Origin of the sequence: Gaetbulibacter sp. M240 (assembly GCF_043876815.1) — a bacterium.
GTDB lineage: Bacteria > Bacteroidota > Bacteroidia > Flavobacteriales > Flavobacteriaceae > Gaetbulibacter_A.
Map to the genome: position 1 here is coordinate 397,390 of NZ_JBAWKA010000004.1, position 23,662 is coordinate 421,051.

Sequence of the window (23,662 nt, forward strand, 5' to 3'; positions counted from 1 at the left end):
GTAACACATTAAATAAGCGTAAATGAAAAACACGGCTTTAACAAAAACTCATGAAGCTCTTGGGGCCAAAATGGTGCCCTTTGCGGGCTATAATATGCCTGTGCAATATGAAGGCGTAAATATAGAACATGAAACGGTTAGAAACGCCGTTGGTGTGTTTGATGTATCTCATATGGGTGAGTTTTTGATTGAAGGTGAACACGCTTTGGACTTGATACAGCGTGTATCCAGTAATGATGCTTCAAAACTGCAAATTGGTCAGGCGCAATATTCATGTTTGCCAAATGACGAAGGCGGTATTGTTGACGATTTGATCATCTATAAAATTAAAGAGGAACAATACTTATTGGTTGTAAATGCCAGCAATATTGAAAAGGACTGGAAGTGGCTGGAGTCTAAAAATGCCATTGGTGCTACGATGCGAAATATTAGTGAAGATTATTCGCTATTAGCCATACAAGGCCCTAGGGCTGTTGAAGCCATGCAAGGTCTGAGCAGCCGTGATCTATCAGCGATCAAGTTTTATAACTTTATTGTTGGTGATTTTGCAGGAATCGAACACGTTATCATCTCTGCTACGGGATATACCGGAAGCGGCGGATTTGAAATTTATTGCAAAAACAGTGAGGTTAAGCAAGTATGGGATAAGGTTTTAGAGGCCGGATCTGATTATGGTATTAAACCAATTGGTTTAGCGGCACGCGACACCTTACGTTTAGAAATGGGGTATTGTTTATATGGAAATGATATTAATGATACCACCTCGCCTATTGAAGCAGGGTTAGGCTGGATCACAAAATTCACGAAAGAATTTACAAACTCTGAGGCTTTAAAAGCCGAGAAAGAAGCAGGTCCGAAACGCAAATTGATTGCTTTTGAAATGGATGAACGCGGAATTCCCAGACAGGGATACCCTATTGTTAATGACAATGATGAACCTATTGGAGAAGTGACTTCCGGAACTATGAGCCCGTCTCTGGGTAAAGGTATTGGTTTAGGTTATGTTACCACGGAGAATAGTGGTGTTGGAAATATCATCCATATTCAAATCAGAAAAAAAACTATTCCGGCTACTATCGTAAAACTTCCATTTTATAAAAAATAAATCAAAGTTTGATTCATGTCAAAAAAGGCGAACGACCGTAAGCATAACATTTTAATTCTTGGAGCTAGCGGATTTTTAGGTTCTGCTATTTACAAAGAGCTTTGCGCCTATTTTAAAACCTTTGGGACTTATAATCGTTCGAATACGGTCTTGGAAAAGAATCATCACTTTTTTCAATTCAATCTGGAAGAAGACGATATATATGAGATCTTAGATATTACGAAACCTACTATTATTATATCTGCCCTTCGCGGCGATTTTTCAAAACAGGTTTTATTACATCAACATCTTGCAGAGTATGTGTTTTCCAATAAAATAAAATTACTGTTTTTATCTTCCGCAAATGTTTTTGATGCCTATAGCAAATACCCAAGTTATGAGGACGATAAAACCTATAGCAATAGTATATACGGTCATTTTAAGATTAAAATCGAAAATATGCTCATGCGATTGCCCAAACGACAGATCGCTATTTTAAGGTTGCCTATGGTATTTGGAGCACATTCTCCGCGAATCACTGAAATCATTGAACAAATTAAAAGTAAGGACCCTATTGAAGTGTTTCCAAACCTGATTATAAATGTCACAACAGACTCTAAAGTAACCCAGCAAATACATTACATTATTAACCGAAAAAAATCCGGAATTTTTCATTTAGGCAGTACTGATCTTGTACATCATGACGATTTTATAAAGGAAATCACAGAATCTCTGCATTTGGAACAACAGGCTATATATAAGCGTGTTTACACCACGAATGATGATCGTTACTTGGCAGTACTCCCAAAATTCAACAAACTACCAAAACATCTGCAATTAAATAGCCAGGATATTTTATCAGAACTAAAAATATAAGTAATTTTAAAAAACACATTTTCTTATGGATAAATTATCAAATAACGATATCGAAAAAAAATTACTACGCTACCCGGATTGGGATTATTTTGATGAAGCGTTGCACGCTGAATTTGAATTTGAAAATTTCAAAGATTGTTTCAGTGCCATGAGTCGCATTGCATTTGAATGCGAGGCTCAAAACCATCATCCAAACTGGTCCAATGTTTATAATGTTCTAACCATTTCCTTATCTACACATGATGCCGGTGGGGTTACTGAAAAAGATTTTAAACTTATTGAAGCTATAGAATCTATTGTAGAACCTGAAGAATAATTTTATTTTTGTGCTCTAAAAAGGCATTTATTTATTCCGCTTCCGCGGAAAGATTTAAAAAAATATACTATGGGAAGAGCTTTTGAATTCCGGAAAGCACGAAAAATGAAACGCTGGTCAGCCATGAGCAAGGCCTTTACGCGTATTGGAAAAGATATTGTCATGGCTGTGAAGGAAGGTGGTCCAGACCCGGATACAAATTCCAGACTGCGCGCTGTTATTCAGAATGCCAAGGCCGTAAACATGCCTAAAGATAATATAGAGCGAGCCATTAAGCGCGCCAGCGACAAAAGTTTAGGCGATTTTAAAGAAGTTATTTTTGAAGGATATGCACCGCATGGAATAGCTATTTTAGTTGAAACCGCAACTGATAATAATACCAGAACCGTAGCCAACGTTCGTAGTTATTTTAATAAATGTGATGGTAGTTTAGGCACTTCTGGTTCTGTGGTTTTTATGTTTGATCATACTTGTAATTTTAGAATTCCTGCTGAAGGCCTAGATCCTGAAGAGCTAGAATTAGAATTAATTGATTTCGGTGCTGAAGAAGTTTTTGTGGATGACGATGGTATTCTAATCTATGCTCCTTTTGAAAGTTTTGGAGCCATTCAGTCGGAATTGGAATCCAGAGGTGTCGAGATCCTATCATCAGGTTTTGAACGTATTCCACAAGTCACAAAAAAATTAACACCAGAAGAAGCTGAGGATGTTGAAAAATTACTAGAAAAGCTGGAAGAAGATGATGACGTTCAAAACGTATATCACACCATGGAAGAAACTACAGACTAATAAAAAAGCGCACAAGGCGCTTTTTCTATTCTTTATTTCTAACGTAAATTAATTTGAATCGACCACCTGAGTGCTGGTCACGTTGTTCAAGCTCAAATTGCTGATCTAACGATTTAAACAGGGGTGTAAGTTTAGCAAATCCAAAATTTCGAGAATCGAAGTTAGGTTGCGTTTTCAAAATCAATGAGCCAACATCTCCCAAAAATGCCCAACCGTCATCATCTGCAGCCCCATTAACAGAGCTTTTTAACAGCTTAATCGTTTTGGGCGTAATATTGTATAGGTTTTGCTTTTTAGAACTATCTCCCTTTTCATGCTTACCTTCGTTGTCAGACTTTAAAATCTCTAGGTAAATAAATTTATCACAAGCCACAATGAAGGGATCTGGAGTTTTCTTTTCTCCCATTCCGTATACAACTAAACCCGCTTCACGAAGACGTGTGGCTAGCTTCGTGAAATCGCTATCGGAGGACACCAAAACAAATCCGTTTACCTTTTGAGAATAAAGGATATCCATGGCATCAATGATCATCGCCGAATCAGTAGCATTTTTCCCTGTTGTATACCCATATTGTTGGATGGGTGTAATAGCATGCTCCAGTAATATCTTTTTCCATTTGGATAAGTGTGGTTTTGTCCAATCACCGTAAATACGTTTTATGGTTGGTGTACCATATTTGGTTATTTCTTCCAGCATTTCGGAAATATATCTGGAAGGAATATTATCACCGTCAATTAATACGGCTAATTTAATATCTTTTATCATGTGTGTAAAGATATGGATTAAAAATCGAAGGGTAAATGTCCTAACTTTAATTAAGACAATCAATTATATCTTTTTTAACTTTTTTTTACAATCTTTTGAATTATACATTTATTATTTTAGCTCCGACTAACTTTTAATTATTCAATAATTCTTAAAATCCAATTGCAAAATGACACCAAAATCCCTAAAGGCGTTTAACATTTTTGTTTTAGCCTTGTCGCTTTTATTTGTCTTGACTCCATCCGATATGCAGGCCCAGCGAAAGCGAAAAGACAAGAAAAAAGATGATGTTGAAGCCAAAGCTCCCACCCCTAAAAAAGAAAAAACTATTGAGAGTTTAACCAAGTCCAGCAAGAAAATTGAAGGTCTTTTTTCAATCTATCAAGACACTCTAACAGGCTCTCTTCAAATGGTAGTTTCGAAAGACCAATTAGATAAAGAGTATATTTATTTCAGCCAAATTGCTGATGGCGTTATGGATGCTGGGAGAATCATTAGGGGTTCCTATAGAGATTCCAAAGTTTTTAAGGTTGAAAAATATTTCAACAAAATAGAATTTGTAACCCAAAACACCTCATTTTATTTTGATCCTGAGAATCCTTTATCAAAGTCGAAAGACGCCAACATGAGTGAAGGCAATATGGCCAGCGTAGAAATTGAGGCCTACGACAAAGATAAAGGCCTTTATTTAATTAAGGCAGATGATCTGTTTTTAACAGAAACATTTTCACAGATTAAACGTCCTTCTACCCCCGGAAGCTCTCCTATGTCTTTCAAATTAGGAAGTTTAAGTAAATCTAAATCAAAAATATTAGAAATAAATAATTATCCTGAGAACACCAATTTGGAGGTCGAATACGTATACTCTTCGCCTTCTGTTCTAAATGGCGGATCGAATGCTGTTGCTGATGGTAGAAATGTGAGTATAAAAGTTTTCCACAGTTTAATGGAAATGCCCGATAATGATTATGAAGTGCGTTTGGATGATCAACGTGTTGGTTATTTTACAGAACAGGTAGACGATCAAACGGGTACCGGAACTACAGCCTACAGAGATTTAATTCATCGTTGGAATTTAAAAAAGAAAGATCCGAATGCTGAAATTTCAGAACCAGTAGAACCAATTACCTGGTGGATCGAGAATACCACACCTTTCGAATGGCGTGAAACCATAAAGGAAGCCGTTTTACAATGGAATAAAGCCTTTGAAAAAGCCGGCTTTAAAAATGCTATGGCGGTAAAGGTTCAGCCTGATGATGCCGATTGGGACGCAGGTGATATTCGTTACAACGTATTGCGTTGGGTATCTTCTCCAAGCCCTGCTTATGGAGGTTACGGACCTAGTTTCGTGAATCCGAGAACAGGTGAAATTCTAGGTGCTGATATTATGCTCGAATTTGTTCATTTTACTAATCGCGTTCTTTACGATAAATTATTTAACGATGTGGGCATGGAAGCTGAAGCAGAACCATTTAGCAACGATCCTAAATTTTGTTCATTAGGAAGTGAACTACACCAGGAACTTATGTTTGCCAATGCTGTAGTAAGTGCTACCGGTGCGTCGGATTTTGAAATGGAAAAAATTAGAAAGCAATCCATGACAGCATTGATCATGCATGAAGTTGGACACACTTTAGGGCTTTATCATAACATGAAAGCTAGTCAGTTATTTTCACCAGAGCAATTGGAGGATCCTGAATTTATCGAAGGAAAATGTTTAACGGCTTCTGTTATGGATTACGCCGCTCTAAATATTACAAGAGATAGAAGTAAGCAAGGACAATATGATGATGTTGCCGTTGGACCATACGATATATGGGCTATTCAATGTGGTTATAAACCCTTTAAATCAGAGGAAGAACGCGAAGCTTTATTAGCTCAATCTACGAGACCGGAACATATTTTTGGTAATGATGCCGACGATATGCGTTCACCCGGTAAAGCCATTGACCCGAGAGTTAACACCGGAGATCAATCAAATGACCAAATAACATGGGCTATAAGTAGAATGGGGCTTGCAGATGACCTCATGAAAAATATTAAAACCAAGTTTTCGACAGAAGGAGAGTTTTATGATGAGCTAAGACGTGTTTTCAATATTTTGAATAGTCAAAAAGCAGGTGCGGCTAATACCATATCTAGATTTATTGGTGGTGTTTATGTTAACAGAGCGTTTGTTGGCCAGGAAAATGCTACGCAGCCTTATACTCCAGTAAGTCTAAAAGACCAGAAACGGGCTATGAAAGCTTTGAGTGATCATGTTTTTGCACCAAATGCTTTTGAAGCACCAAATGACCTCTATAATTATCTAGCACAAAAACGTCGTGGATTTAATTTCTTTAGTGGACCGGAAGATCCTAAAATTCACAGCACAGTCTTAAGATATCAAGAACGTGTTTTAGATCATTTACTCCACCCAAACACCTTACAGCGTATTACGGACTCTGAATTGTATGGGAACGAATATAGATTAGCAAGTTTTATGACCGATTTGAATGATGCTATTTTCAAGAAAGATATTTCTGGTAATGTAAACGATTTTAGACAAAATTTACAATTGGCTTATACCAACATGCTTATTGAAATGCTTACAGGAAAAAATGCCGACAGATATACATATAATGCAAAATCAATGGCCTTATATAACCTGAAAGCGATTAGAAATATGTCAGGTTCTACCGGAGATATTGCTTCGAAAGCTCATAAGCAACATTTACGAACTCTAATTGATAATGCAATTAAAGAAATAAAGTAAAAGCCTTATTTATTATAAAATAAAAAAGCTACTTCAATTGAAGTAGCTTTTTCTTTTTCATAGCATGTTTCTTTTTAGGGACAAGCAATTGTTTACTTTATGTTTCATACTCATATACATATACGTCAAAATGCATGCCATGGTTTTATGAGTATTCGGGAATTTTACCTTTAACACCTTTAAAATAATCATACATAAACTTAAAATCAGCTTCTTTGTTTTCTGTAGGATAAAAAGGTTTTGATATTTTATTTTGTTTATGTTCGAAATCAAAAGTGATCATTATAATTGGAACATTAGCTTTCTTAGCAATATAATAGAATCCGGTGCGCCATTCTTTAACTTTTTTTCTGGTTCCTTCTGGCGCCATAGCCATGCGAAATTCTTCTTTTTCCTTGAATAATTTAGCAATTGCATCCACCTTATTTTCATTTGCATGCCGATCAATAGGCGCACCTCCTAAACTCCGAAAGAACCAACCCAAAGGAAAAACAAAGAGTTCTTTTTTGCCTACAAAATTGGCTTTTAAGCCCACAATTTTACGAACCAGAACGCCAATATAAAAATCATGCCAACTTGTATGTGGAACAGCAATAATAACAGCCTTCTTAATAGATTCTTGGGATAGATTCTCTTGGCCAACAATACGCCAACCTAAAATTTTGTAGTAAATAAACTTGGCTAACCATTTCATCTGTTAATATTTAATTGTTAAACCTTATCAGATGTAACCCCTTTAAACAGCTTTGTCAAAACAATTAACCCTACTTTATTGGTATTACATCTTTTGATATAAAGATTTTATTTTTTGGGGCGTCATTATTTTTTTCCAATCTGGGCCTAATGCATTTTCCCATAATTGATCTAAACTTAAAGCTATCTTTATCATAACATCGAAGTCGCGATCACTAAGATCCGCACAAATACCTTGTGGAAGTTCGATTTGATGCTTTTCTTTCATGGCCTTAAAAACACGAACTCCCTCGGGGTAGAACTCTTCTAAATGATCGAATACGATACAATTTCCAATCCCATGCTTTGTACCCAATAAATAGGACAGGCCATAGCTTAAGGCATGGGCCACCCCTACCTGAGAATATACGATACTCATACCACCATGCCAGGAAGCCATCATCAGTTTTTCCTGTGCTTCTTCCTCTCTAAGATTTCCCTCCAGAAATACCTCTTTGCATAATTTTAAGGCCATTTCCCCAAAAGTTTCACTGAAAGTATTGATATAGGTGCCTTCCAAGGACTCCACGCAATGAATATAGCAATCCATACCTGTATAAAACCATTGGTCCTTTGGTACATCTTTGGTCAATTCTGAATCCAGTATAACCTGATCAAATGGTGTAAAATCTGAATTGATCCCTAGTTTTTTATGCGGACCGGTTAATACCGCTGTTCTAGAAACTTCAGAACCAGTACCAGAAATAGTAGGAATACCAACGTGATAAACTGCATTATTCTTCACCAGATCCCAACCTTGATAATCCTGAGAACCACCTTTATTAGTAAGCATAATAGAAATTGCCTTAGCAATATCCATCACGGTTCCACCACCAATACCAATGATACCTGATGGGCGTTCCTTTGTCATTAAAATTATATCCTCAACCAATGTGTCGACCTGATCCGTTTTAGGCTCTTCCTTAGCAGAAATGAAAATAATCTTATCATCATAAGCTAAAGGAATTCGGGACGTTAACCACGCATTAGATTTGAAAACATCGTCAACCAAAAATATAAAAGGGGCCTGAGTATTTATTCGCTTGGGGGCTAATATATCTTCTAATTGATTAAAACTACCTCTGCCAAAAATAACATTTGACACCATTGGAAAGTTCTTATGACTCATTTAATAGGTTTTTTTTTACAAAACGTAAAAATAGTACTTAAATTTATTTTTACAGACTGAAATGAGATGGAATTTTGTTAAATATCATCAATCTTCAAACCAATCTATTCTTTAAATAACGGTAACACATCAAGCAAGCTTGATACCGTTATATATTGTTTGCCATTCGTTTCAGAGGCCTTTACTTCTTCATGGGCCCAAGTGGTATGAAAAGGCACGTGAATAGCATGAGCTTCTAGGTTAACTAAGGGTAAAATATCTGATTTTAATGAATTTCCGATCATTAAAAAAGCCTTGGGTTCAATATCCAAATGATTTAATAATTTAGCATAATTAGCTTCTTTTTTATCACTTAAAACTTCGATATGATGAAAATATTTTGTTAACCCCGATTTTTCAAGTTTGCGCTCCTGATCAAGCAGGTCGCCTTTTGTAGCAAGAATCAAGCGATACTTTTGGGACAATGTCTTTAAAACCGTTTCTACACCATCTAATAATTCTACCGGCTTATCTAACATCTCTTTACCGATGTCTAAAATTTTTTGAATAGCTTCATTCGAAATAGAATTATTGGATAATTCCAAAGCTGTTTCAACCATCGATAAAACAAAAGCTTTTATACCATATCCATACAGCGGTAGATTATCGATTTCATTTTTAAAAAGCTCCTGATCTATTTTATTTGCTGTTTCATAAGCTGATAATAGCTCACAAAACATGGCCTCAGCTTCGCGAAAATACGTTTCATTTACCCAAAGGGTATCATCCGCATCGAAGCCAATAACCTTTATATTTTGGAAATTTATTTCCATATTTTTCGAGCGTGTTCCAAATCTTCAGGGGTATCAATTTCTACTCCCAGAACATCAGTTTCAACCATTTTAATTCGTTTTCCATATTCTAAATATCGGATACATTCAATTTTTTCGGAGGCCTCCAAAGGTAACATTGGTAAATGATAGAAATCCAAAATAGCCTGTTTTCTAAAGGCATAAACACCTTTATGTTTAAAATACTTGACATTCACATTTTTATCCCGAGGGTAAGGAATCGGGCTTCTAGAAAAATAAAGTGCAAATTGAGAATTGTTCACAATGACCTTTACCGTATTTGGATTATTAATCTCGTCTTCCTCGGTAATGTGCACCATCAATGAGGCAAGGTCGATCTCCTTATCCGGATCATTATGAAATACTTCGATTAATTTTGAAAGTGATTTTTTATCGGTAAAAGGTTCATCGCCCTGTACATTAATAACAATATCAATATCCATATCCTCTACGGCTTCAGCAATACGATCGCTCCCACAATCGTGTTCCTTTTTACTCATAATCGCCTGTCCTCCATGTTTTTCAATTTGCTCGTAAATGATAGTACTATCAGTGACCACATATACCGCATCAAATAAATTGGTAGCTACCGTGGCTTCATAAGTTCTAACAATTACAGGTTTACCGGCTAAATCCTGCATCAATTTGGCTGGAAACCTAGAAGCTCCGTAACGTGCCGGTATCATGGCGATTATTTTCATGAGTTTGCTTGTACTATTCTTTCAAAAATTAAAACAAATATAAATGTTTTGCCTCGGATTAAGGTTAAACTTAATAAAATGAATTTTTATTTTAAGCTTCATTAAAGATTGAAAAAATCATCCTTAAAACCAATCAAATATAGTTTTTCTTTAGCACGTGTTACTGCGGTATATAACCATCGTAAATACTCCTTATCAATGCCATTTGGAAGATAGGGTTGCTCAACAAAAACAGTATGCCATTGGCCTCCCTGCGATTTGTGACAGGTTATTGCATAAGAGAATTTTACCTGGAGGGCATTAAAGAATTTATTGTTTTTAACGCTTAGGAATTTGCGGTAGTTACTACTTTCATTTTGGTAGTCCTTCATAACCTCCTGGTAAAGTTTATTTGAGTCTTCATAAGATAAGGATGGTGTTTCAGCTTCAATAGTATCTAGCATCAAAACGGTTTCAAATGGCCGCATTTTGGGATAATCCACCATACGGACTTTCACTTCCGCGAAGCGAAATCCATAAAGGTCTTTAATGTCAAAAATTTCGAGGACTTCAATAATATCTCCATTAGCTATAAATCCGGCTTCCGTGGTTGGTTTTATCCAGAAGTAATTGTTTTTAACCACCATTAAATAATCTCCGGGGGTAATTTCATTTTCATTAAAAAGAATCCGACTTCGGATCTGCTGATTATACATATTTGCACGCTTATTACTTCGAACAATAATAGCCGTTTCTTCGTTTCCTAAACTGCTGTAGGCATCATTTATGGCATCCATGATCTCATAACCATCTATAAGCCTAACGATATCATCATATCCATTTAAGTTAAACTTAAAATCTTCAAAAATAGCATCATTCAAAACATCGCGTAGCTCTGTTGCGTTGGCTAGTATCCCGGAATCCTGTTCTTGCCGAACCACCTCGTCTAGCTCCATTTTTGTAACCTCTTTGTTATAATTAAGTGCTAAAGTATTTTCGTTCAGAGCAGGACTTAAATCGAGTTTTACCGGCGGTAACTGCGCGGTATCGCCAATAAGCAATAATTTACACTGATGCCCAGAATACACAAATTGCATAAGATCGTCTAAAAGCGACCCGTTCTCAAATAACTTTGATTCACCGGGTGTATCCGGGATCATAGAGGCCTCATCAACAATAAATAATGTGTTTTTATGTTTGTTGGGCTGCAAAACAAATTTTACGCCTCCTCCCTTTTCTTTTTTTGGAAAATAGATCTTTTTGTGAATCGTAAAAGCTTCTTTATTGGAATAATTTGAAATCACTTTTGCAGCTCTACCCGTTGGTGCCATTAGGACAGCGCTCTTTTTAGCTTTCCAAAGATGCGTCACAATAGTGCCAATAATCGTTGTTTTCCCTGTTCCGGCATAACCTTTCAAAACATAAAGTGCATTATTGTCCTTTTTAAAAATAAATTCTGAAAGTTGCTGAAGTACAATATTTTGTTTGATAGTGGGTTCAAAAGGAAATTGCTGTTTTATAAGGGAATAAAATTCTGATGCCGTCATTTAGTCTCTGCAAATTAGATTATATTCAAATATAGAAATGATTTTTAGTCTCTTTTGATTTTTACGATTAAAAAAAAATTGTAGATTTGCTAAATACCAATAATAAAAATTAAAAACTATTATGCTAAATATTATTCTTATTGCAGTTGCGGTAATTTTAGTTACAGTTGGCTTGGTAAAGCTGGTTGATAAATTTATCCCTACGAAATTCAAGCCTGTTTTAAATATTCTGCTTTGGATCATTATTATTTTCCTAGGATATCAAACCTACAATTCTATTTACGATCCTATTCAGTTTAACAAAGTAAAGCAAAAGCGCTATGCTCAGGTTATTGAAAATTTGAAGGATATAAGAGATGCAGAATTAGCGCACAAGCAAGTTACAGGAAAATTTACCGATAGTTTTGATAATTTAATAAAGTTTATTGATACTGCTCAATACACAATAACACAGCGCCGTGATTCTACTATTATTGATGCCGAGTTAACAAGATTATACGGCGTGGACACTACCAAAGATATTATAATTATTGATACCTTAGGATTTGTTGCAGTTAGGGATTCTTTATTTAAAAATTCGGATCGCTACAAGTCAATGATGAATGTTCCTGTAGGTAAGCCTGGTGCAAAATTTGAACTTAAGGCAGGTTTATTGAATCAAAACGACATCAAGATTCCTGTTTTTGAAGCTTCTGTTAAAAAGAATGTCATTTTATTTGATCAAGATAAAGATCTTTTAGTTCAAGAAAATCAGGTAGTTTCGGTTGATGGTGTTAACGGAGACGCCTTGAAAGTAGGGTCTATGACTGAAGTGAAAACGGGAGGAAACTGGCCGATAACTTATGGCGCTAACGAATAAGAATATTACTAGAAACAATAACTTAACTAACAAAGAACTGTCCATTCAACTAAGTTTGAATGGACTTTCTTTTTGCGTCTTAAACAGAAAAGACCAAACCATAATCGCACTAGAAGAGATTCCATTTGAAAAAAAATTGAATCCCCTGGAATTACTGGAGAAACTCAAACACATTGTTAATACTAATGAAGTTCTACAGGATACTTTTGATAAGGTTTTGGTTATTCATGATAACGAATTAGCCAGCCTGGTTCCTAAAGCCTTATTTAAAGAAGAGTTTAAGGCGGATTACCTCAAGTTCAATACCAAGATTCTAAAATCCGATTTTATAGCTCACGACAGTATTAAAATGAATGATAGTGTCTGTGTTTATGTACCTTACGTAAATATAAATAATTACTTGTACGACCTGTTTGGGGCCTTTACCTATAAACATGTCTCTACGGTGTTGATCGAATCTATTTTAAAGTTAGAAAAAAATCAGGATAAGCTAAATTTCTATGTTCATGTTCACCCGGCGCACTTTGAAATTGTGGTGGTTGATAAGGCAAAACTTGTGCTTTATAACCGGTTTGACTACAAAACAAAGGAAGACTTTGTGTATTACATTTTATTTACGGCTGAGCAATTAGCACTCAATCCGGAAACCTTGAACTTAATATTATTGGGTCGTATTGAGAAGGATGACCCACTTTTTAATATCATATTTAAATACGTACGCTTTGTCTTTTTCGGCCGGAGAGAAGATCAGTTTAAATATAGTCTAGACGCTCAGCCAGAGAACTATCACACGAATTTCACACTGATTAAAAGTTTGTAATGCGCATCATATCCGGAATTTATAAAAGCAGAAAAATTCAGGCTCCCAAAAACCTACCAGTCCGTCCTACCACAGATATGGCCAAAGAGTCCTTATTTAATATCCTTAATAATCTTTATTATTTTGATGCAGTAAAGGTGTTGGATCTTTTCTCGGGTACCGGAAACATTAGTTACGAATTTGCCTCAAGAGGCACAGAAAATATAACTTGTGTAGACGATCATTACGGTTGTGTTAAATTTATCAATGAAACGGCTGAAAAATTTGAAATGCCTATTAACACTGTGAAAAGTGATGTGTACTCCTTTCTGGAAAAGACCAATCAGAAGCACGATATTATTTTTGCTGATCCACCTTATGATTTCCCACAGGAACAATTTGTGAAAATTTCAACATTGGTTTTTCAAAATGATCTTTTGGAAACAGATGGCGTTTTGATCATAGAACACTCCAAGCATACCGATCTTTCTAAAGAAGCACATTTCAGTTACTCAAAGGGTTATGGTCATTCTGTGTTTAGCTTCTTTGAATGAAAAAACAAAGCTCTTTTTTCAAAGAGCTTGTTTGTTTGAGTAAATCTATAAGCCGAATTCTGTACTTTTTCTTTTTTGAGATTTATATCAAACAAGAAAAAGCCCTTATCATTTATCTGCGTGATTTGTTACCAAAACACTTTAGCTGCCTACCCTCCGGCATCAGGCGTGCTACCCTCAAACGCCGGTTTACATGGCATTGCACCGCACAGAGTTTACCTGGTTTCACTACAGCCTTACCTGTACATACTTTCTGTTGCACTTTTCCTAACCTCACGGCCGGTGGCTATTAACCACTGTGCTGCACTATGGTGTTCGGACTTTCCTCCATTCGAAAAACGAACAGCGATAAGGCGAATTACTACGTTGCAAAAATACGTAAATTGTTAATAACTCCTATTAAATATTAATTCTGTTATTCTGAAATATAAATTGAATTTTTAACTTTGTTACAAAGACGATTTTTAAGTTTTTTTAAATGATTTTTATAAAAATTTAGTCGTTTTAATCCCTTGGCGCTACCGCATAATATGGAACATTTTATAGTATCTGCTAGAAAGTATAGACCACAAACCTTTAAAGATGTTGTGGGCCAACAGGCTATAACCAATACCCTGCTCAACGCCATTGAAAATAATCATTTAGCCCAGGCTTTATTGTTTACAGGTCCTAGAGGTGTTGGAAAAACAACTTGTGCCCGTATTTTAGCTAAAATGATTAATAGTGAAGGACGTGATTCGGGTGATGAAGACTACGCATTTAATATTTTCGAACTAGATGCTGCTTCTAATAATTCGGTTGATGACATAAGAAATTTAACCGATCAGGTACGTATACCACCTCAAGTAGGAAAATATAAAGTATACATTATTGATGAGGTTCATATGTTATCACAATCGGCATTTAACGCCTTTTTGAAAACATTGGAAGAGCCTCCAAAACACTGTGTTTTTATTTTAGCCACAACCGAGAAACATAAGATTATTCCAACTATTTTATCTCGATGTCAAATATTTGATTTTAAGCGTATTACAGTAAAAGATGCGAAAAAATACTTGAAGTATATTGCTGAAGAACAAGGGGTTACTGCCGATGATGATGCTCTACATATAATTGCACAGAAAGCAGATGGAGCCATGCGTGATGCCCTATCAATATTTGATCGGGTGGTTAGTTTTTCAGGAAAGAATTTAACAAGACAAGCCGTAACAGAAAATTTGAACGTACTGGATTATGAAACGTATTTTACCAGTACAGACCTCATTTTAAATAATAATATTCCTGAATTATTACTTCATTTTAATAATACCCTTTCCAAAGGCTTTGACGGTCATCATTATATAGCGGGTCTAGCCTCGCACTTTAGAGATCTATTAGTCAGTAAAACACCTGAAACAGTGGAATTACTCGAAGTTGGCGAAGAAACAAAAAAGACCTATCTGGAACAGGCTAAAAAGGCCCCCGAAAGCTTCCTGCTTAAAGGCATTGAACTTGCCAACGACTGCGATCTAAAATATAAAAGCAGTAAAAATCAGCGCTTACTGGTTGAATTATGCCTTATGCAACTTGCCTCTATCACTTATGATGGAGAAAAAAAAAATAGCGATCACTACATAATTCCTGCTTCCTATTTCAAAAACAAAGGCATTACGCCTATTCCTATAAATATTCCTGAAAAGCAAAAGGTTGAAAAGTCAACGGATGAGACCCGTACCAAACCTTTGGAAGAAAGTACTACAAAAAATAATCCTGTCGTAGAACAATTTAAAGTTAAGGAACCTCCAAAAATTGTATTGGACAAAACACATAAAAAACCTTCCGGTCTTTCTATAAGCAGCATTCGCAAAAAAAAGGAACACCAAATAAGGCAAATGGAGGTGGTTGTAGACGAGGAAAACCTTCCAAAAGAATCCTTTACCAACAAAGCGCTTTTAGAAGTCTGGAATGAGTATGTAGAAAAGATCCGTAGAAAAGGTCAATTTAATATGGCATCCATTTTAACCATTGATACTCCAATACTGGATGGCACTACTATTAAACTGGAATTTCCAACGGAAACTAATAAATATGAACTGGAACGAGAGCAGTATCATCTTTTAGCCTTTTTAAGAAAAAAACTGAATAACTTCGATATAGGCTTAGATATTACCGTAAATGAAACGAAAGAAAAGCAGTTTGTTTACACACCTCATGAAAAGTTTGAAAAGCTGAAAGAAAAAAATCCAAATATTGATGTTTTGAAAAAAACCTTCGATCTAGACCTTTAAATAGCGATTAAAATGAAAAACATTGTGCTCTTTTTTAGCATTATATGCCTGACTATTTTTGGTTGTGACGGCCGGTATCATCGGCATAATAGTAATGTCGAGGTTTTGAAAACAAATCATTTGTATGAAGCCTTTTCAAAACAATTGGAATTTCTTCCTGAAGGACCTGTTGAAATTAAAACAGATACCATCCTCAGCAATGGTTTTGAATTACATTTGAAGTACACTACTTTGGATAAAGAATATCAGAAGATGGTCCTGAAATCAAAAGCAACCAAAGAATTACACTTCAAAAATTTTGGATCTGAACTCATTTGCAAAAAATCAGGAAAAGTAATTTTCGAACAGCGTATAGAAAAATCTTTATTTAGCGCATTTGAAACCCCTGAATTTTGGGATAAAGCCATTATGCAATTTGTTTGGATCGACTATGAGGCCTCGCTAAACGAAAAAGTTTCTTTGAACACCTCATTCTATTTACCAGAAAGTAATTCTTATAAGGATTTTACCATTGAAATACATTCGGATGGTCGCTGGTATATAAAACCAAATTCATTTGTTTCAAAATTAATTTAAATTATGCTTGGATTGAAATTGCCTACCGACCCAAGATGGGTGAATATTGTAGAAAAAAATATTGAAGATATCCTAACGGATCATGCGTTTTGTGAACAAAAGGCTGCCAGTACAGCCATTTCGCTTATTGTAAGTTTTCCGGAATATACCGAATTGGTTCAGGAAATGACTGCCTTGGTCAAGGAAGAGATCAGTCATTTTAAAATGGTTCATGATAAGATCATTGATCGTGGCTGGACGCTTGGTCGTGATCGTAAGGATGAATATGTTATTCAATTGGTGAATTTTTTTCCTAAAGGAGGCAGTAGAACAACACAACTTGTTCATCGTTTACTTTATGCAGCTTTAATTGAAGCCAGAAGCTGTGAGCGTTTTCGGCTACTTTCAGAGGCATTAGAAGATCAAGAACTGGCTGCATTCTATAAAAACCTCATGGTAAGTGAAGCAAATCATTATACAATGTTCTTAGGCTTTGCCAGAAAATATGGCGAGCGCAAAGAGGTCGATAAAAAATGGCATGATTTATTAGATTATGAAGCCAAAATCATGGCTGACCTTGGAAAATCTCAAACCATACATGGTTAGAATTTATAGCCAATACCTATTTGAACCGTCCTGTTGTTTGCAGTAAACCCATATTTAGTATCAAAAATATTGGTAAAACCATAATTATAGCGGAGATCGGCAAAAAACACATAGTTTATTTTATATTCTAATCCCGCCACACCCGAAAAGGCGATATCGGTTAAATTATCGTCTACTTTAGGAATATTTAAACCCACTTGAGGTCCAAGACCAAATTTTATTTTTTCGCTTATCCGAAACTGAAGCATTATTGGTAATTGAATATAATCTAAATGAAGTTTCTCATCGTTGGCTCCTTCAGCAGAAAATTGTAGTTCGGGAATTATAGCCATGGATCGTGATAATCCTAAGGATACCAAAAAGCCAATAAAAATACTATTACGATGTTTATTTATGGAAGGAGGCGTTTCCTCAAAATCTAAATTTGAAATGTTGAAACCACCTCTAACACCAAATTTTATGCCTTGTAGACCACCTAGTTCCGTTGTTTGTTCTAAGTCATCGCCATTCGTATTGGTATCTGTTTGAGGAGCTTCTTCTTGAGAAAAACTAAAAAAAGAAAATACCAAAAGGAAAACTAAAAGTAATACGTGTTTCATAAGTTTTAATTTTACAGTTAAGTTTAATAGTGCATTTTTTAATTAATTCCTTCAATAAATCACACTACTTGTAAACGTTTGGGTTCGTATGACTTAGTCACACAATTCGAAAACGAATATATAAGAAAAGTGCCAAAAAAAACTATTTTAAAAGTTGAATTGCAAAATTTTACTGTGTATTGCTCGAAACCGTATCGTAGTAGATACTTTTTATAACACCATCTGCCAGTCCAATTTTCGGAACAATAATGTTTTTGGCGCCACTCCATTTCATGGAAGATAAGTAAATTCGCATCGCTGGAATAATAACGTCCGCACGATCCTGATTGAGATCCAGTTCCGTAATTCGCTCTTCGTAAGAATAGGTTTGAAGGGTGTTATAATAAGAGGTCATATAAAAGTAAGACAGTGGTTTACCTAGTTTTTTACCAGACACCTTAAAGATTTTATTGATGTTTCCACCAGAACCAATCACTGTAATTTTTTCATACTTTTTTGAGTACTCTGAAATCCATCGCTGCAATTCATCCCACGCTTCTTTGCTAACCATATCATTCAAGAGTCGCACAGTTCCAATTTTAAAAGATCGAGAAACCACTTTCTCACCCTGATCAATAATAGAAAATTCCGTACTTCCACCACCCACATCAACATACAGGTAGGTTTTTGAATCATCAATAAATTTATTCAGGTCTGTGGCTGCTATAATTGCGGCTTCTTCTTCCCCATCAATAATATCAATACTAATATCGGCATGCTTTTTAATTAATTCGGCCACTTCTCTGCCGTTACTCGATTCTCGCATTGCAGACGTAGCGCAAGCCTTGTATTTTACCACCTTATGAGAATTCATTAAAAGCTTAAAAGCCAACATAGTATCCAGCATTCGCTTAGTATTTTCCTTAGATATTTTTTGTTTCACAAAAACATCAGCGCCCAACCGGATTGGAACACGCACCAAGGAATTCTTTTTGAATTGAACCGGTTTCCCCTTTTGTTCTATAATATTTGAAATTAATAAGCGGACAGCATTAGAGCCTATATCAATTGCTGCGTATTTTTTTATTGATAGCATATTAGCTGTTTAGTTTCTTAAGATAATAATCATAGGTTAAAAATTGAGATCTTATCGCTTTTTTATCGTCTTTTCGATACATGTTTTCTTCTGTTTGATTGATCAATCTAGCCTTAACATTATCACTCCAACTAATATTGAATACATCAATTATTTCCTGTTTAATGTCTTTCTGATAAATAGGACATGACACCTCTACCCTGTTCTCAATATTACGGGTCATCCAATCAGCTGAAGAAATAAATACCTTCGGATCGTTATCCCCAAATATATAAACTCTGGGATGTTCTAAAAATTTATCTACAATACTTATCACCTCTATATTCTCGCTCATTCCTTCCACACCGGGTATAAGGCAGCAAATACCTCTGATTATTAGTTGTATTTTAACACCAGCATTACTGGCTTCATACAACTTATCAACCATGGTGTAACTGGATAAACTATTAAGTTTTAATCGGATTAAGCCCTGACCACCTTTTTTAGCAATTTTTATTTCATGATCAATGAGCTTAAAAAAAGTTTTTTGGCTGTAATGCGGAGAAACAATAAGGTGTTTATAGCTATATATTTTATAATTTATCTCGAAGAAATTAAATATTTTATCTACGTCTCTCAAAATAGCCTTATTGGCTGTAAATAGGGTGTAATCAGTATAGATTTTTGCGGTAGATTCATTGAAATTTCCAGTACTTATAAATCCATAGCGTTTAATTTTTTCGTTTTCTTCCCGCTCAATAACACACATTTTACTGTGCACTTTTAGTCCGGGAACACCAAATATCAAATTAATGCCCTCCTCCTGCATTTGTTGTGCATAGTCAATATTAGCCTGTTCATCAAAACGAGCCCGGAGTTCTATGGAAACCGTAACACTTTTACCATTTAAAGCGGCATTGATTAGTGAGCTTGCTATATGTGAAATTTCAGCTAGGCGGTAAATGGTGATTTTGATCTTCTTTACCTTTGGGTCTAGTGCTGCTTCGCGCAAAAACTTAACAACATAAGAGAACGTTTGATACGGTGTATAGAGTAAATAATCTTTTTTCTTTATAGCGGAAAAAATACTGTCTTGTAAACTTAACCCTTTAATGGGTAGGGGTTCAATTTTTTCATATAACAGATCGTTTCGGCCTAAGTCAGGAAAATTCATATAATCCCGACGATTATGATATCGTCCTCCGGGAATGATACTATCTGTATTATCAATCCCCATTTTCGACATAAGGTATTGAAGCGTTTCTTTGTTTAAATTCTTGTCGTATACAAAGCGTACAGGTTCACTGATTTGGCGATGCTTTACACTATCAGAAATTTTCTCTATAAAACTCTTACTCAAATCACTATCAAAATCCAATTCACCGTCACGGGTAATTTTAATCATATGAGCAGAAATATCCTTGTAATCGAAAATATTAAAGATTTCTTTTAAGCAATAGCGCAACAAATCATCAATCATGATAATGAAATCCTTATTTCCCTCCTTAGGAAGTTCAATGAACCGGTTTATAGATTTTGGAATTTCAATAAGTGCAAACTGCTTTTCATTGTTGCTCAGCACCATACGAACAGCTAAATAGGCCGCGCTGTCCTTTAAATTAGGTAAGGTGGCTAAGTCATTAAGAATAATTGTTACTAATGCCGGGCTAACCTTTTGTAAAAAATATTTATTGATGTATTCTTCCTGATTCTCTTTAATTTGAGTTTCATCAATAATATAGATGTTTTCCTTTTCAAGTTTATCCTGTATATTACTTAAAACATCCAAACTTTCACTTTGCTGGTCAATCACAATTTTTGTTATAATTTCCAGTAATTCTTTAGCGCGAATTCCGCCTAGTTCACTTTTACCGCCTCGACCCGCTTCAACAATACGTTTAACCGTTGCATATCTTACTTTAAAAAATTCATCAAGATTATTCGAAAAAATTCCTAAAAAACGTAGCCGTTCAATTAAGGGCACCTGCTCATCCGAGGCTTCTTGAAGCACTCTGGCATTAAATTGAAGCCAACTTATTTCTCTATTAATGTAACTATTTTCGTGCTGAAATTTGTTTGGAGTCATGAATTATAAAATACTTTGAAACAAATATATTCTATTTCATCGTAATAAAAGCCTGTTTTTAAGGTTAGAAATCTAAGTTTTATAGTGATATATTATTTGATATCTCTGGGTAAAATAGTTAAAATCGTTTTTCCTTGTTTTAAATTCTGCCAATGATCAATGTCGAGATCTAAGGCTACCAAACCGGAAGTAGGCACATTTTCAATATAAAGGTCGCCAAAGGCATTAGCAATTGAAGTAAAGGCATGATTATGTCCAAAAATCATCAAGGTATTTACAGAATCAGAACACGACTTGATAATTTTTACAACCGATTCTCCTGAAAAGTCATACAAACCATGGTTAAAATCGACAATTTTATTATTGATTTCCAATGATTTAACAAAAATATTACAGGTGGTACTGGCTCGTTTGGCATCACTGGATAATATAAGATCTACAACTATATTTTCCCGCTTAAAAGTTTCTGCAACCCTAGTAGCATCTAGTATTCCTCGATTGTTAAGAGGTCTTTCATGATCAATAACATCGTGTTCCCAAGATGACTTTCCATGTCTTACTAAAATTATTTTTTTCATTTTTTTCGATAAAACGCTTGTTTTTCCCGATAAATTACTATTTTTACCGATGAAAATTATTTTAAGCTATTAACAACTAATTATAAAAGTATATAAAAAAACACGAAACAATTGACCGAATTTTAAATTTCCAAACACGTTTTAAAGGGTAATTCTACTTTATCGATAAATGTTAATTTTTTAACGATTAAGTCATTGAACAACTCTCTTAAACGAATATTTAGGCGATTTAACATATTTTTTTGAACAAATTATGTCTTATAACGTCCTTTGTTTTACCTATTTAGCCCAAAAACCCCAAATTAATATGACCCCAAAATTGAATAATCCAGTTTATAAAGCGCACAACGCGCAACAATTCCCTCGCAAATTTTTTGTTAAACCGCAAAGCGAAATTCAAACTGTTTAGAGTCATTTTTATGTCTTCTAAATAAATTTTTAGTACGCTATTACTAACATTTTGTGATATGGGAAAGCATTACATAAGTAACGTTTTACACTCCTTTAGTCTATCAAAGCTTTTTATCCTATTCTTTTTTCTAGGAATATTAAAAGCTAATGCCGATTGTACTATCGGAACGGCCGAAACCGGAGGTGATAATGTAATGACAGGTCAAGAATTACTGACTTACATTAACAACAATTCATGTTCTGGAACTTTAACTATTGAGTCTCCGGTAGATATTATTTTAAATCAATCTTTAGAAATTCCTAATTCAATAGACCGAATAATAATAAAGGACGGTGGGCAAATTCTTTGGGCTGCAAATAGTGTTGACTTGATTCTTGCACCCAGTTCAGCAATTGTTATCGAAAATACTTCCAGTATAGGTTCTCAAACAGGTGCATTAGGTTCAACTACTACTACTTGTAGCAATAACAGACGATTATTAATAGGTACAATAGAATACTCTGCATGCTCCGGAGGCGGTAATGTTTGTATAACTTTTGCTGATTTAATTAAAGCAGGTGGAACACCTTCACTTGATCCTAATTTTGCAGTCGTTTCTGGGTCTGATAATTCTGTGTGTTTTGGACCAACATTTATTGATATTGCTTTAGATGGTCTGGTTAGTGGTGGTGTGAGCTATCAATGGAGTGAATCTCCATTTAATACGGGAACTGGCACTATAACTTTCTCACCTGACAATACTCAAGACACAACTATAGAAGTTAGTGAACCAGGATTATATACTGTTAGAATTACGGTGACCATTAGTCTCGGAATTGATGGATCGACTTGTGGCGAAGAGACTGTGGATGTTTTTACAGATATTGAAATAAATTTTCTAGATTCAATTTCCGTAAACACATTTTTTTTAACTCCAAGCACATCAGGAAATGGTACTTGTGGCTTAAGTGTTGATTTCACTGGGTCTGCAGACAATGCCGGTGGTTCTCCTTCCTATCTTTGGGATTTTGGAGATGGAAATAATAGTACGGAAATGAATCCGACCCATACTTATTCTCAATCAGGTACTTATACTGTTACCTTAACGGTTACTAATAATGATCCTGATGCCCTTGCAGAGTGTAGTTCGGCAAGTAACTCCCAAGATATTACTTTAACTGATGAACCTCCGACGATTACCTGTCCTGATGATATAACTGTTAATGTTGACCCTGGTTTGTGTTCTGCTTCGAATTTAGATTTAGGCAATTTATTGCTTTCTGATGATTGTGATATTATTAATGCGAATATTTCTAATAATGCACCATCTATATTTCCTGTAGGATCAACAACGGTGACGTGGTCATATACAGATGCATCAAATAATACAGTAACCTGTGATCAATTGGTTACTGTTAATGATGATGAACATCCTGAGTTCACGGCACCTGCAAATATAACCTTAGAGTGTGATCAGGATCCAACTGATTTAAGTATTACAGGAAATCCCAATATAATTGGTGATAATTGTGATCCCAATCCAGTAGCAACCTATACCGATGCTACCACACCTGGAATTTGTGCAAATTCTTATACGATAACAAGAACCTGGAGAGTTACTGATGCTACAGGAAATTTTCATGAGCATGATCAAATAATATTTGTTGAGGATACAACATTACCTACAGCAACAGCTCCTGCTGATGTAACGGTTGAGTGTATTGAAGATGTATCGGCTGTTGATATACTGGCCATCACGGATGAAGCTGATAACTGTACGGCTAATCCAATAGTAACGCACATATCAGAT

22 protein-coding genes and 1 other RNA gene are annotated in these 23,662 nt (G+C 35.3%); 12 read left to right on the forward strand and 11 right to left on the reverse strand.

Annotation, left to right across the window (positions count from 1 at the left end):
- Positions 1 to 22 precede the first annotated feature (22 nt).
- The 4 genes from gcvT (at position 23) to V8G61_RS13030 (ending at position 3,065) form a co-directional block, all read left to right on the forward strand.
- Complete coding sequence (gene gcvT, locus V8G61_RS13015) at positions 23 to 1,105, forward strand: glycine cleavage system aminomethyltransferase GcvT (protein ID WP_394876273.1); 1,083 nt, start codon at positions 23 to 25, stop codon at positions 1,103 to 1,105.
- Positions 1,106 to 1,120: 15 nt separating this feature from the next.
- A complete protein-coding gene (locus tag V8G61_RS13020) occupies positions 1,121 to 1,960 on the forward strand; it encodes a sugar nucleotide-binding protein (protein ID WP_394876274.1) in 840 nt (279 codons plus the stop codon).
- 25 nt (positions 1,961 to 1,985) lie between these two features.
- Positions 1,986 to 2,276 carry a 4a-hydroxytetrahydrobiopterin dehydratase gene (locus tag V8G61_RS13025; RefSeq protein ID WP_394876276.1) on the forward strand — a complete coding sequence of 97 codons (291 nt, stop codon included), beginning with the start codon at positions 1,986 to 1,988 and terminating at the stop codon, positions 2,274 to 2,276.
- Between the two features lie 69 nt (positions 2,277 to 2,345).
- Positions 2,346 to 3,065, forward strand: coding sequence for a YebC/PmpR family DNA-binding transcriptional regulator (locus V8G61_RS13030; protein WP_394876277.1), 720 nt, complete (start codon positions 2,346 to 2,348; stop codon positions 3,063 to 3,065).
- Positions 3,066 to 3,090: 25 nt separating this feature from the next.
- Here V8G61_RS13030 and V8G61_RS13035 read toward each other — a convergent pair whose 3' ends face one another.
- Complete coding sequence (locus V8G61_RS13035) at positions 3,091 to 3,831, reverse strand: NYN domain-containing protein (protein WP_394876278.1); 741 nt, start codon at positions 3,829 to 3,831, stop codon at positions 3,091 to 3,093.
- 169 nt (positions 3,832 to 4,000) lie between these two features.
- Here V8G61_RS13035 and V8G61_RS13040 point away from each other — a divergent pair, with 169 nt between their 5' ends.
- Positions 4,001 to 6,586, forward strand: coding sequence for a zinc-dependent metalloprotease (locus V8G61_RS13040; protein ID WP_394876279.1), 2,586 nt, complete (start codon positions 4,001 to 4,003; stop codon positions 6,584 to 6,586).
- 145 nt (positions 6,587 to 6,731) lie between these two features.
- Here the strand turns inward: V8G61_RS13040 and V8G61_RS13045 are convergent, their stop codons facing one another.
- From V8G61_RS13045 to V8G61_RS13065, 5 genes are all read right to left on the reverse strand, one after another.
- Positions 6,732 to 7,280, reverse strand: coding sequence for a 1-acyl-sn-glycerol-3-phosphate acyltransferase (locus tag V8G61_RS13045; protein ID WP_394876280.1), 549 nt, complete (start codon positions 7,278 to 7,280; stop codon positions 6,732 to 6,734).
- An 84-nt stretch (positions 7,281 to 7,364) separates the two neighbouring features.
- Complete coding sequence (locus tag V8G61_RS13050; protein WP_394876281.1) at positions 7,365 to 8,447, reverse strand: iron-containing alcohol dehydrogenase family protein; 1,083 nt, start codon at positions 8,445 to 8,447, stop codon at positions 7,365 to 7,367.
- A 104-nt stretch (positions 8,448 to 8,551) separates the two neighbouring features.
- Positions 8,552 to 9,259, reverse strand: a complete 708-nt coding sequence (locus tag V8G61_RS13055) for an HAD family hydrolase (protein ID WP_394876283.1) — start codon at positions 9,257 to 9,259, stop codon at positions 8,552 to 8,554.
- Positions 9,250 to 9,978, reverse strand: coding sequence for a 3-deoxy-manno-octulosonate cytidylyltransferase (gene kdsB / locus V8G61_RS13060; RefSeq protein ID WP_394876285.1), 729 nt, complete (start codon positions 9,976 to 9,978; stop codon positions 9,250 to 9,252). The genes V8G61_RS13055 and kdsB overlap by 10 nt, the downstream gene beginning before the upstream one ends.
- Positions 9,979 to 10,079: 101 nt before the next feature.
- Positions 10,080 to 11,504, reverse strand: a complete 1,425-nt coding sequence (locus V8G61_RS13065) for an ATP-dependent RecD-like DNA helicase (RefSeq protein WP_394876286.1) — start codon at positions 11,502 to 11,504, stop codon at positions 10,080 to 10,082.
- A gap of 121 nt (positions 11,505 to 11,625) precedes the next feature.
- On the opposite strand from V8G61_RS13065, the gene V8G61_RS13070 reads away from it, so the two are divergent.
- The 3 genes from V8G61_RS13070 to V8G61_RS13080 are packed head-to-tail and all read left to right on the forward strand — an operon-like array spanning position 11,626 to position 13,716.
- Positions 11,626 to 12,363 carry a hypothetical protein gene (locus V8G61_RS13070; protein ID WP_394876287.1) on the forward strand — a complete coding sequence of 246 codons (738 nt, stop codon included), beginning with the start codon at positions 11,626 to 11,628 and terminating at the stop codon, positions 12,361 to 12,363.
- Positions 12,347 to 13,183 carry a DUF3822 family protein gene (locus tag V8G61_RS13075; RefSeq protein ID WP_394876288.1) on the forward strand — a complete coding sequence of 279 codons (837 nt, stop codon included), beginning with the start codon at positions 12,347 to 12,349 and terminating at the stop codon, positions 13,181 to 13,183. The genes V8G61_RS13070 and V8G61_RS13075 overlap by 17 nt, the downstream gene beginning before the upstream one ends.
- Positions 13,183 to 13,716: an RsmD family RNA methyltransferase gene (locus V8G61_RS13080; protein WP_394876289.1), complete on the forward strand. Its 534-nt coding sequence runs from the start codon at positions 13,183 to 13,185 to the stop codon at positions 13,714 to 13,716. Before V8G61_RS13075 ends, V8G61_RS13080 begins: the two co-directional genes overlap by 1 nt.
- Before the next feature lie 32 nt (positions 13,717 to 13,748).
- On the opposite strand, the gene rnpB is transcribed toward V8G61_RS13080, so the two are convergent.
- Positions 13,749 to 14,081, reverse strand: an RNA gene (rnpB, locus tag V8G61_RS13085) — RNase P RNA component class A.
- 165 nt (positions 14,082 to 14,246) lie between these two features.
- Between rnpB and V8G61_RS13090 the strand changes: the two genes are divergently transcribed.
- From V8G61_RS13090 to V8G61_RS13100, 3 genes are read left to right on the forward strand one after another with little or no spacing between them, the layout of a single operon-like run.
- A complete protein-coding gene (locus tag V8G61_RS13090; protein WP_394876290.1) occupies positions 14,247 to 15,983 on the forward strand; it encodes a DNA polymerase III subunit gamma/tau in 1,737 nt (578 codons plus the stop codon).
- Positions 15,984 to 15,995: 12 nt separating this feature from the next.
- Positions 15,996 to 16,559 carry a hypothetical protein gene (locus V8G61_RS13095; RefSeq protein WP_394876291.1) on the forward strand — a complete coding sequence of 188 codons (564 nt, stop codon included), beginning with the start codon at positions 15,996 to 15,998 and terminating at the stop codon, positions 16,557 to 16,559.
- A 3-nt stretch (positions 16,560 to 16,562) separates the two neighbouring features.
- Positions 16,563 to 17,144, forward strand: a complete 582-nt coding sequence (locus tag V8G61_RS13100) for a tRNA-(ms[2]io[6]A)-hydroxylase (protein WP_394876292.1) — start codon at positions 16,563 to 16,565, stop codon at positions 17,142 to 17,144.
- Here V8G61_RS13100 and V8G61_RS13105 read toward each other — a convergent pair.
- From V8G61_RS13105 to V8G61_RS13120, 4 genes are all read right to left on the reverse strand, one after another.
- Positions 17,141 to 17,743, reverse strand: coding sequence for a porin family protein (locus tag V8G61_RS13105; protein ID WP_394876293.1), 603 nt, complete (start codon positions 17,741 to 17,743; stop codon positions 17,141 to 17,143). The two genes, V8G61_RS13100 and V8G61_RS13105, sit on opposite strands and share 4 nt — an antisense overlap.
- A gap of 169 nt (positions 17,744 to 17,912) precedes the next feature.
- Complete coding sequence (locus V8G61_RS13110; protein WP_394876294.1) at positions 17,913 to 18,818, reverse strand: Ppx/GppA phosphatase family protein; 906 nt, start codon at positions 18,816 to 18,818, stop codon at positions 17,913 to 17,915.
- Position 18,819: 1 nt separating this feature from the next.
- Complete coding sequence (gene ppk1, locus V8G61_RS13115) at positions 18,820 to 20,883, reverse strand: polyphosphate kinase 1 (protein WP_394876295.1); 2,064 nt, start codon at positions 20,881 to 20,883, stop codon at positions 18,820 to 18,822.
- Between the two features lie 92 nt (positions 20,884 to 20,975).
- Positions 20,976 to 21,461: a SixA phosphatase family protein gene (locus V8G61_RS13120; RefSeq protein WP_394876296.1), complete on the reverse strand. Its 486-nt coding sequence runs from the start codon at positions 21,459 to 21,461 to the stop codon at positions 20,976 to 20,978.
- A 467-nt stretch (positions 21,462 to 21,928) separates the two neighbouring features.
- Between V8G61_RS13120 and V8G61_RS13125 the strand changes: the two genes are divergently transcribed.
- Positions 21,929 to 23,662, forward strand: a 1,734-nt coding sequence (locus V8G61_RS13125; RefSeq protein WP_394876297.1) for a PKD domain-containing protein, incomplete at its 3' end; no start/stop codon positions are given.

Coding starts and splice junctions, on each gene's coding strand:
- ppk1 (WP_394876295.1), bottom strand. CDS start 20,883: ATGACTCCAAACAAATTTCAGCACGAAAATAGTTACATTAATAGAGAA.
- gcvT (WP_394876273.1), top strand. CDS start 23: ATGAAAAACACGGCTTTAACAAAAACTCATGAAGCTCTTGGGGCCAAA.
- V8G61_RS13070 (WP_394876287.1), top strand. CDS start 11,626: ATGCTAAATATTATTCTTATTGCAGTTGCGGTAATTTTAGTTACAGTT.
- V8G61_RS13020 (WP_394876274.1), top strand. CDS start 1,121: ATGTCAAAAAAGGCGAACGACCGTAAGCATAACATTTTAATTCTTGGA.
- kdsB (WP_394876285.1), bottom strand. CDS start 9,978: ATGAAAATAATCGCCATGATACCGGCACGTTACGGAGCTTCTAGGTTT.
- V8G61_RS13120 (WP_394876296.1), bottom strand. CDS start 21,461: ATGAAAAAAATAATTTTAGTAAGACATGGAAAGTCATCTTGGGAACAC.
- V8G61_RS13040 (WP_394876279.1), top strand. CDS start 4,001: ATGACACCAAAATCCCTAAAGGCGTTTAACATTTTTGTTTTAGCCTTG.
- V8G61_RS13035 (WP_394876278.1), bottom strand. CDS start 3,831: ATGATAAAAGATATTAAATTAGCCGTATTAATTGACGGTGATAATATT.
- V8G61_RS13090 (WP_394876290.1), top strand. CDS start 14,247: ATGGAACATTTTATAGTATCTGCTAGAAAGTATAGACCACAAACCTTT.
- V8G61_RS13050 (WP_394876281.1), bottom strand. CDS start 8,447: ATGAGTCATAAGAACTTTCCAATGGTGTCAAATGTTATTTTTGGCAGA.
- V8G61_RS13055 (WP_394876283.1), bottom strand. CDS start 9,259: ATGGAAATAAATTTCCAAAATATAAAGGTTATTGGCTTCGATGCGGAT.
- V8G61_RS13075 (WP_394876288.1), top strand. CDS start 12,347: ATGGCGCTAACGAATAAGAATATTACTAGAAACAATAACTTAACTAAC.
- V8G61_RS13045 (WP_394876280.1), bottom strand. CDS start 7,280: ATGAAATGGTTAGCCAAGTTTATTTACTACAAAATTTTAGGTTGGCGT.
- V8G61_RS13100 (WP_394876292.1), top strand. CDS start 16,563: ATGCTTGGATTGAAATTGCCTACCGACCCAAGATGGGTGAATATTGTA.
- V8G61_RS13025 (WP_394876276.1), top strand. CDS start 1,986: ATGGATAAATTATCAAATAACGATATCGAAAAAAAATTACTACGCTAC.
- V8G61_RS13105 (WP_394876293.1), bottom strand. CDS start 17,743: ATGAAACACGTATTACTTTTAGTTTTCCTTTTGGTATTTTCTTTTTTT.
- V8G61_RS13110 (WP_394876294.1), bottom strand. CDS start 18,818: ATGCTATCAATAAAAAAATACGCAGCAATTGATATAGGCTCTAATGCT.
- V8G61_RS13030 (WP_394876277.1), top strand. CDS start 2,346: ATGGGAAGAGCTTTTGAATTCCGGAAAGCACGAAAAATGAAACGCTGG.
- V8G61_RS13080 (WP_394876289.1), top strand. CDS start 13,183: ATGCGCATCATATCCGGAATTTATAAAAGCAGAAAAATTCAGGCTCCC.
- V8G61_RS13095 (WP_394876291.1), top strand. CDS start 15,996: ATGAAAAACATTGTGCTCTTTTTTAGCATTATATGCCTGACTATTTTT.
- V8G61_RS13065 (WP_394876286.1), bottom strand. CDS start 11,504: ATGACGGCATCAGAATTTTATTCCCTTATAAAACAGCAATTTCCTTTT.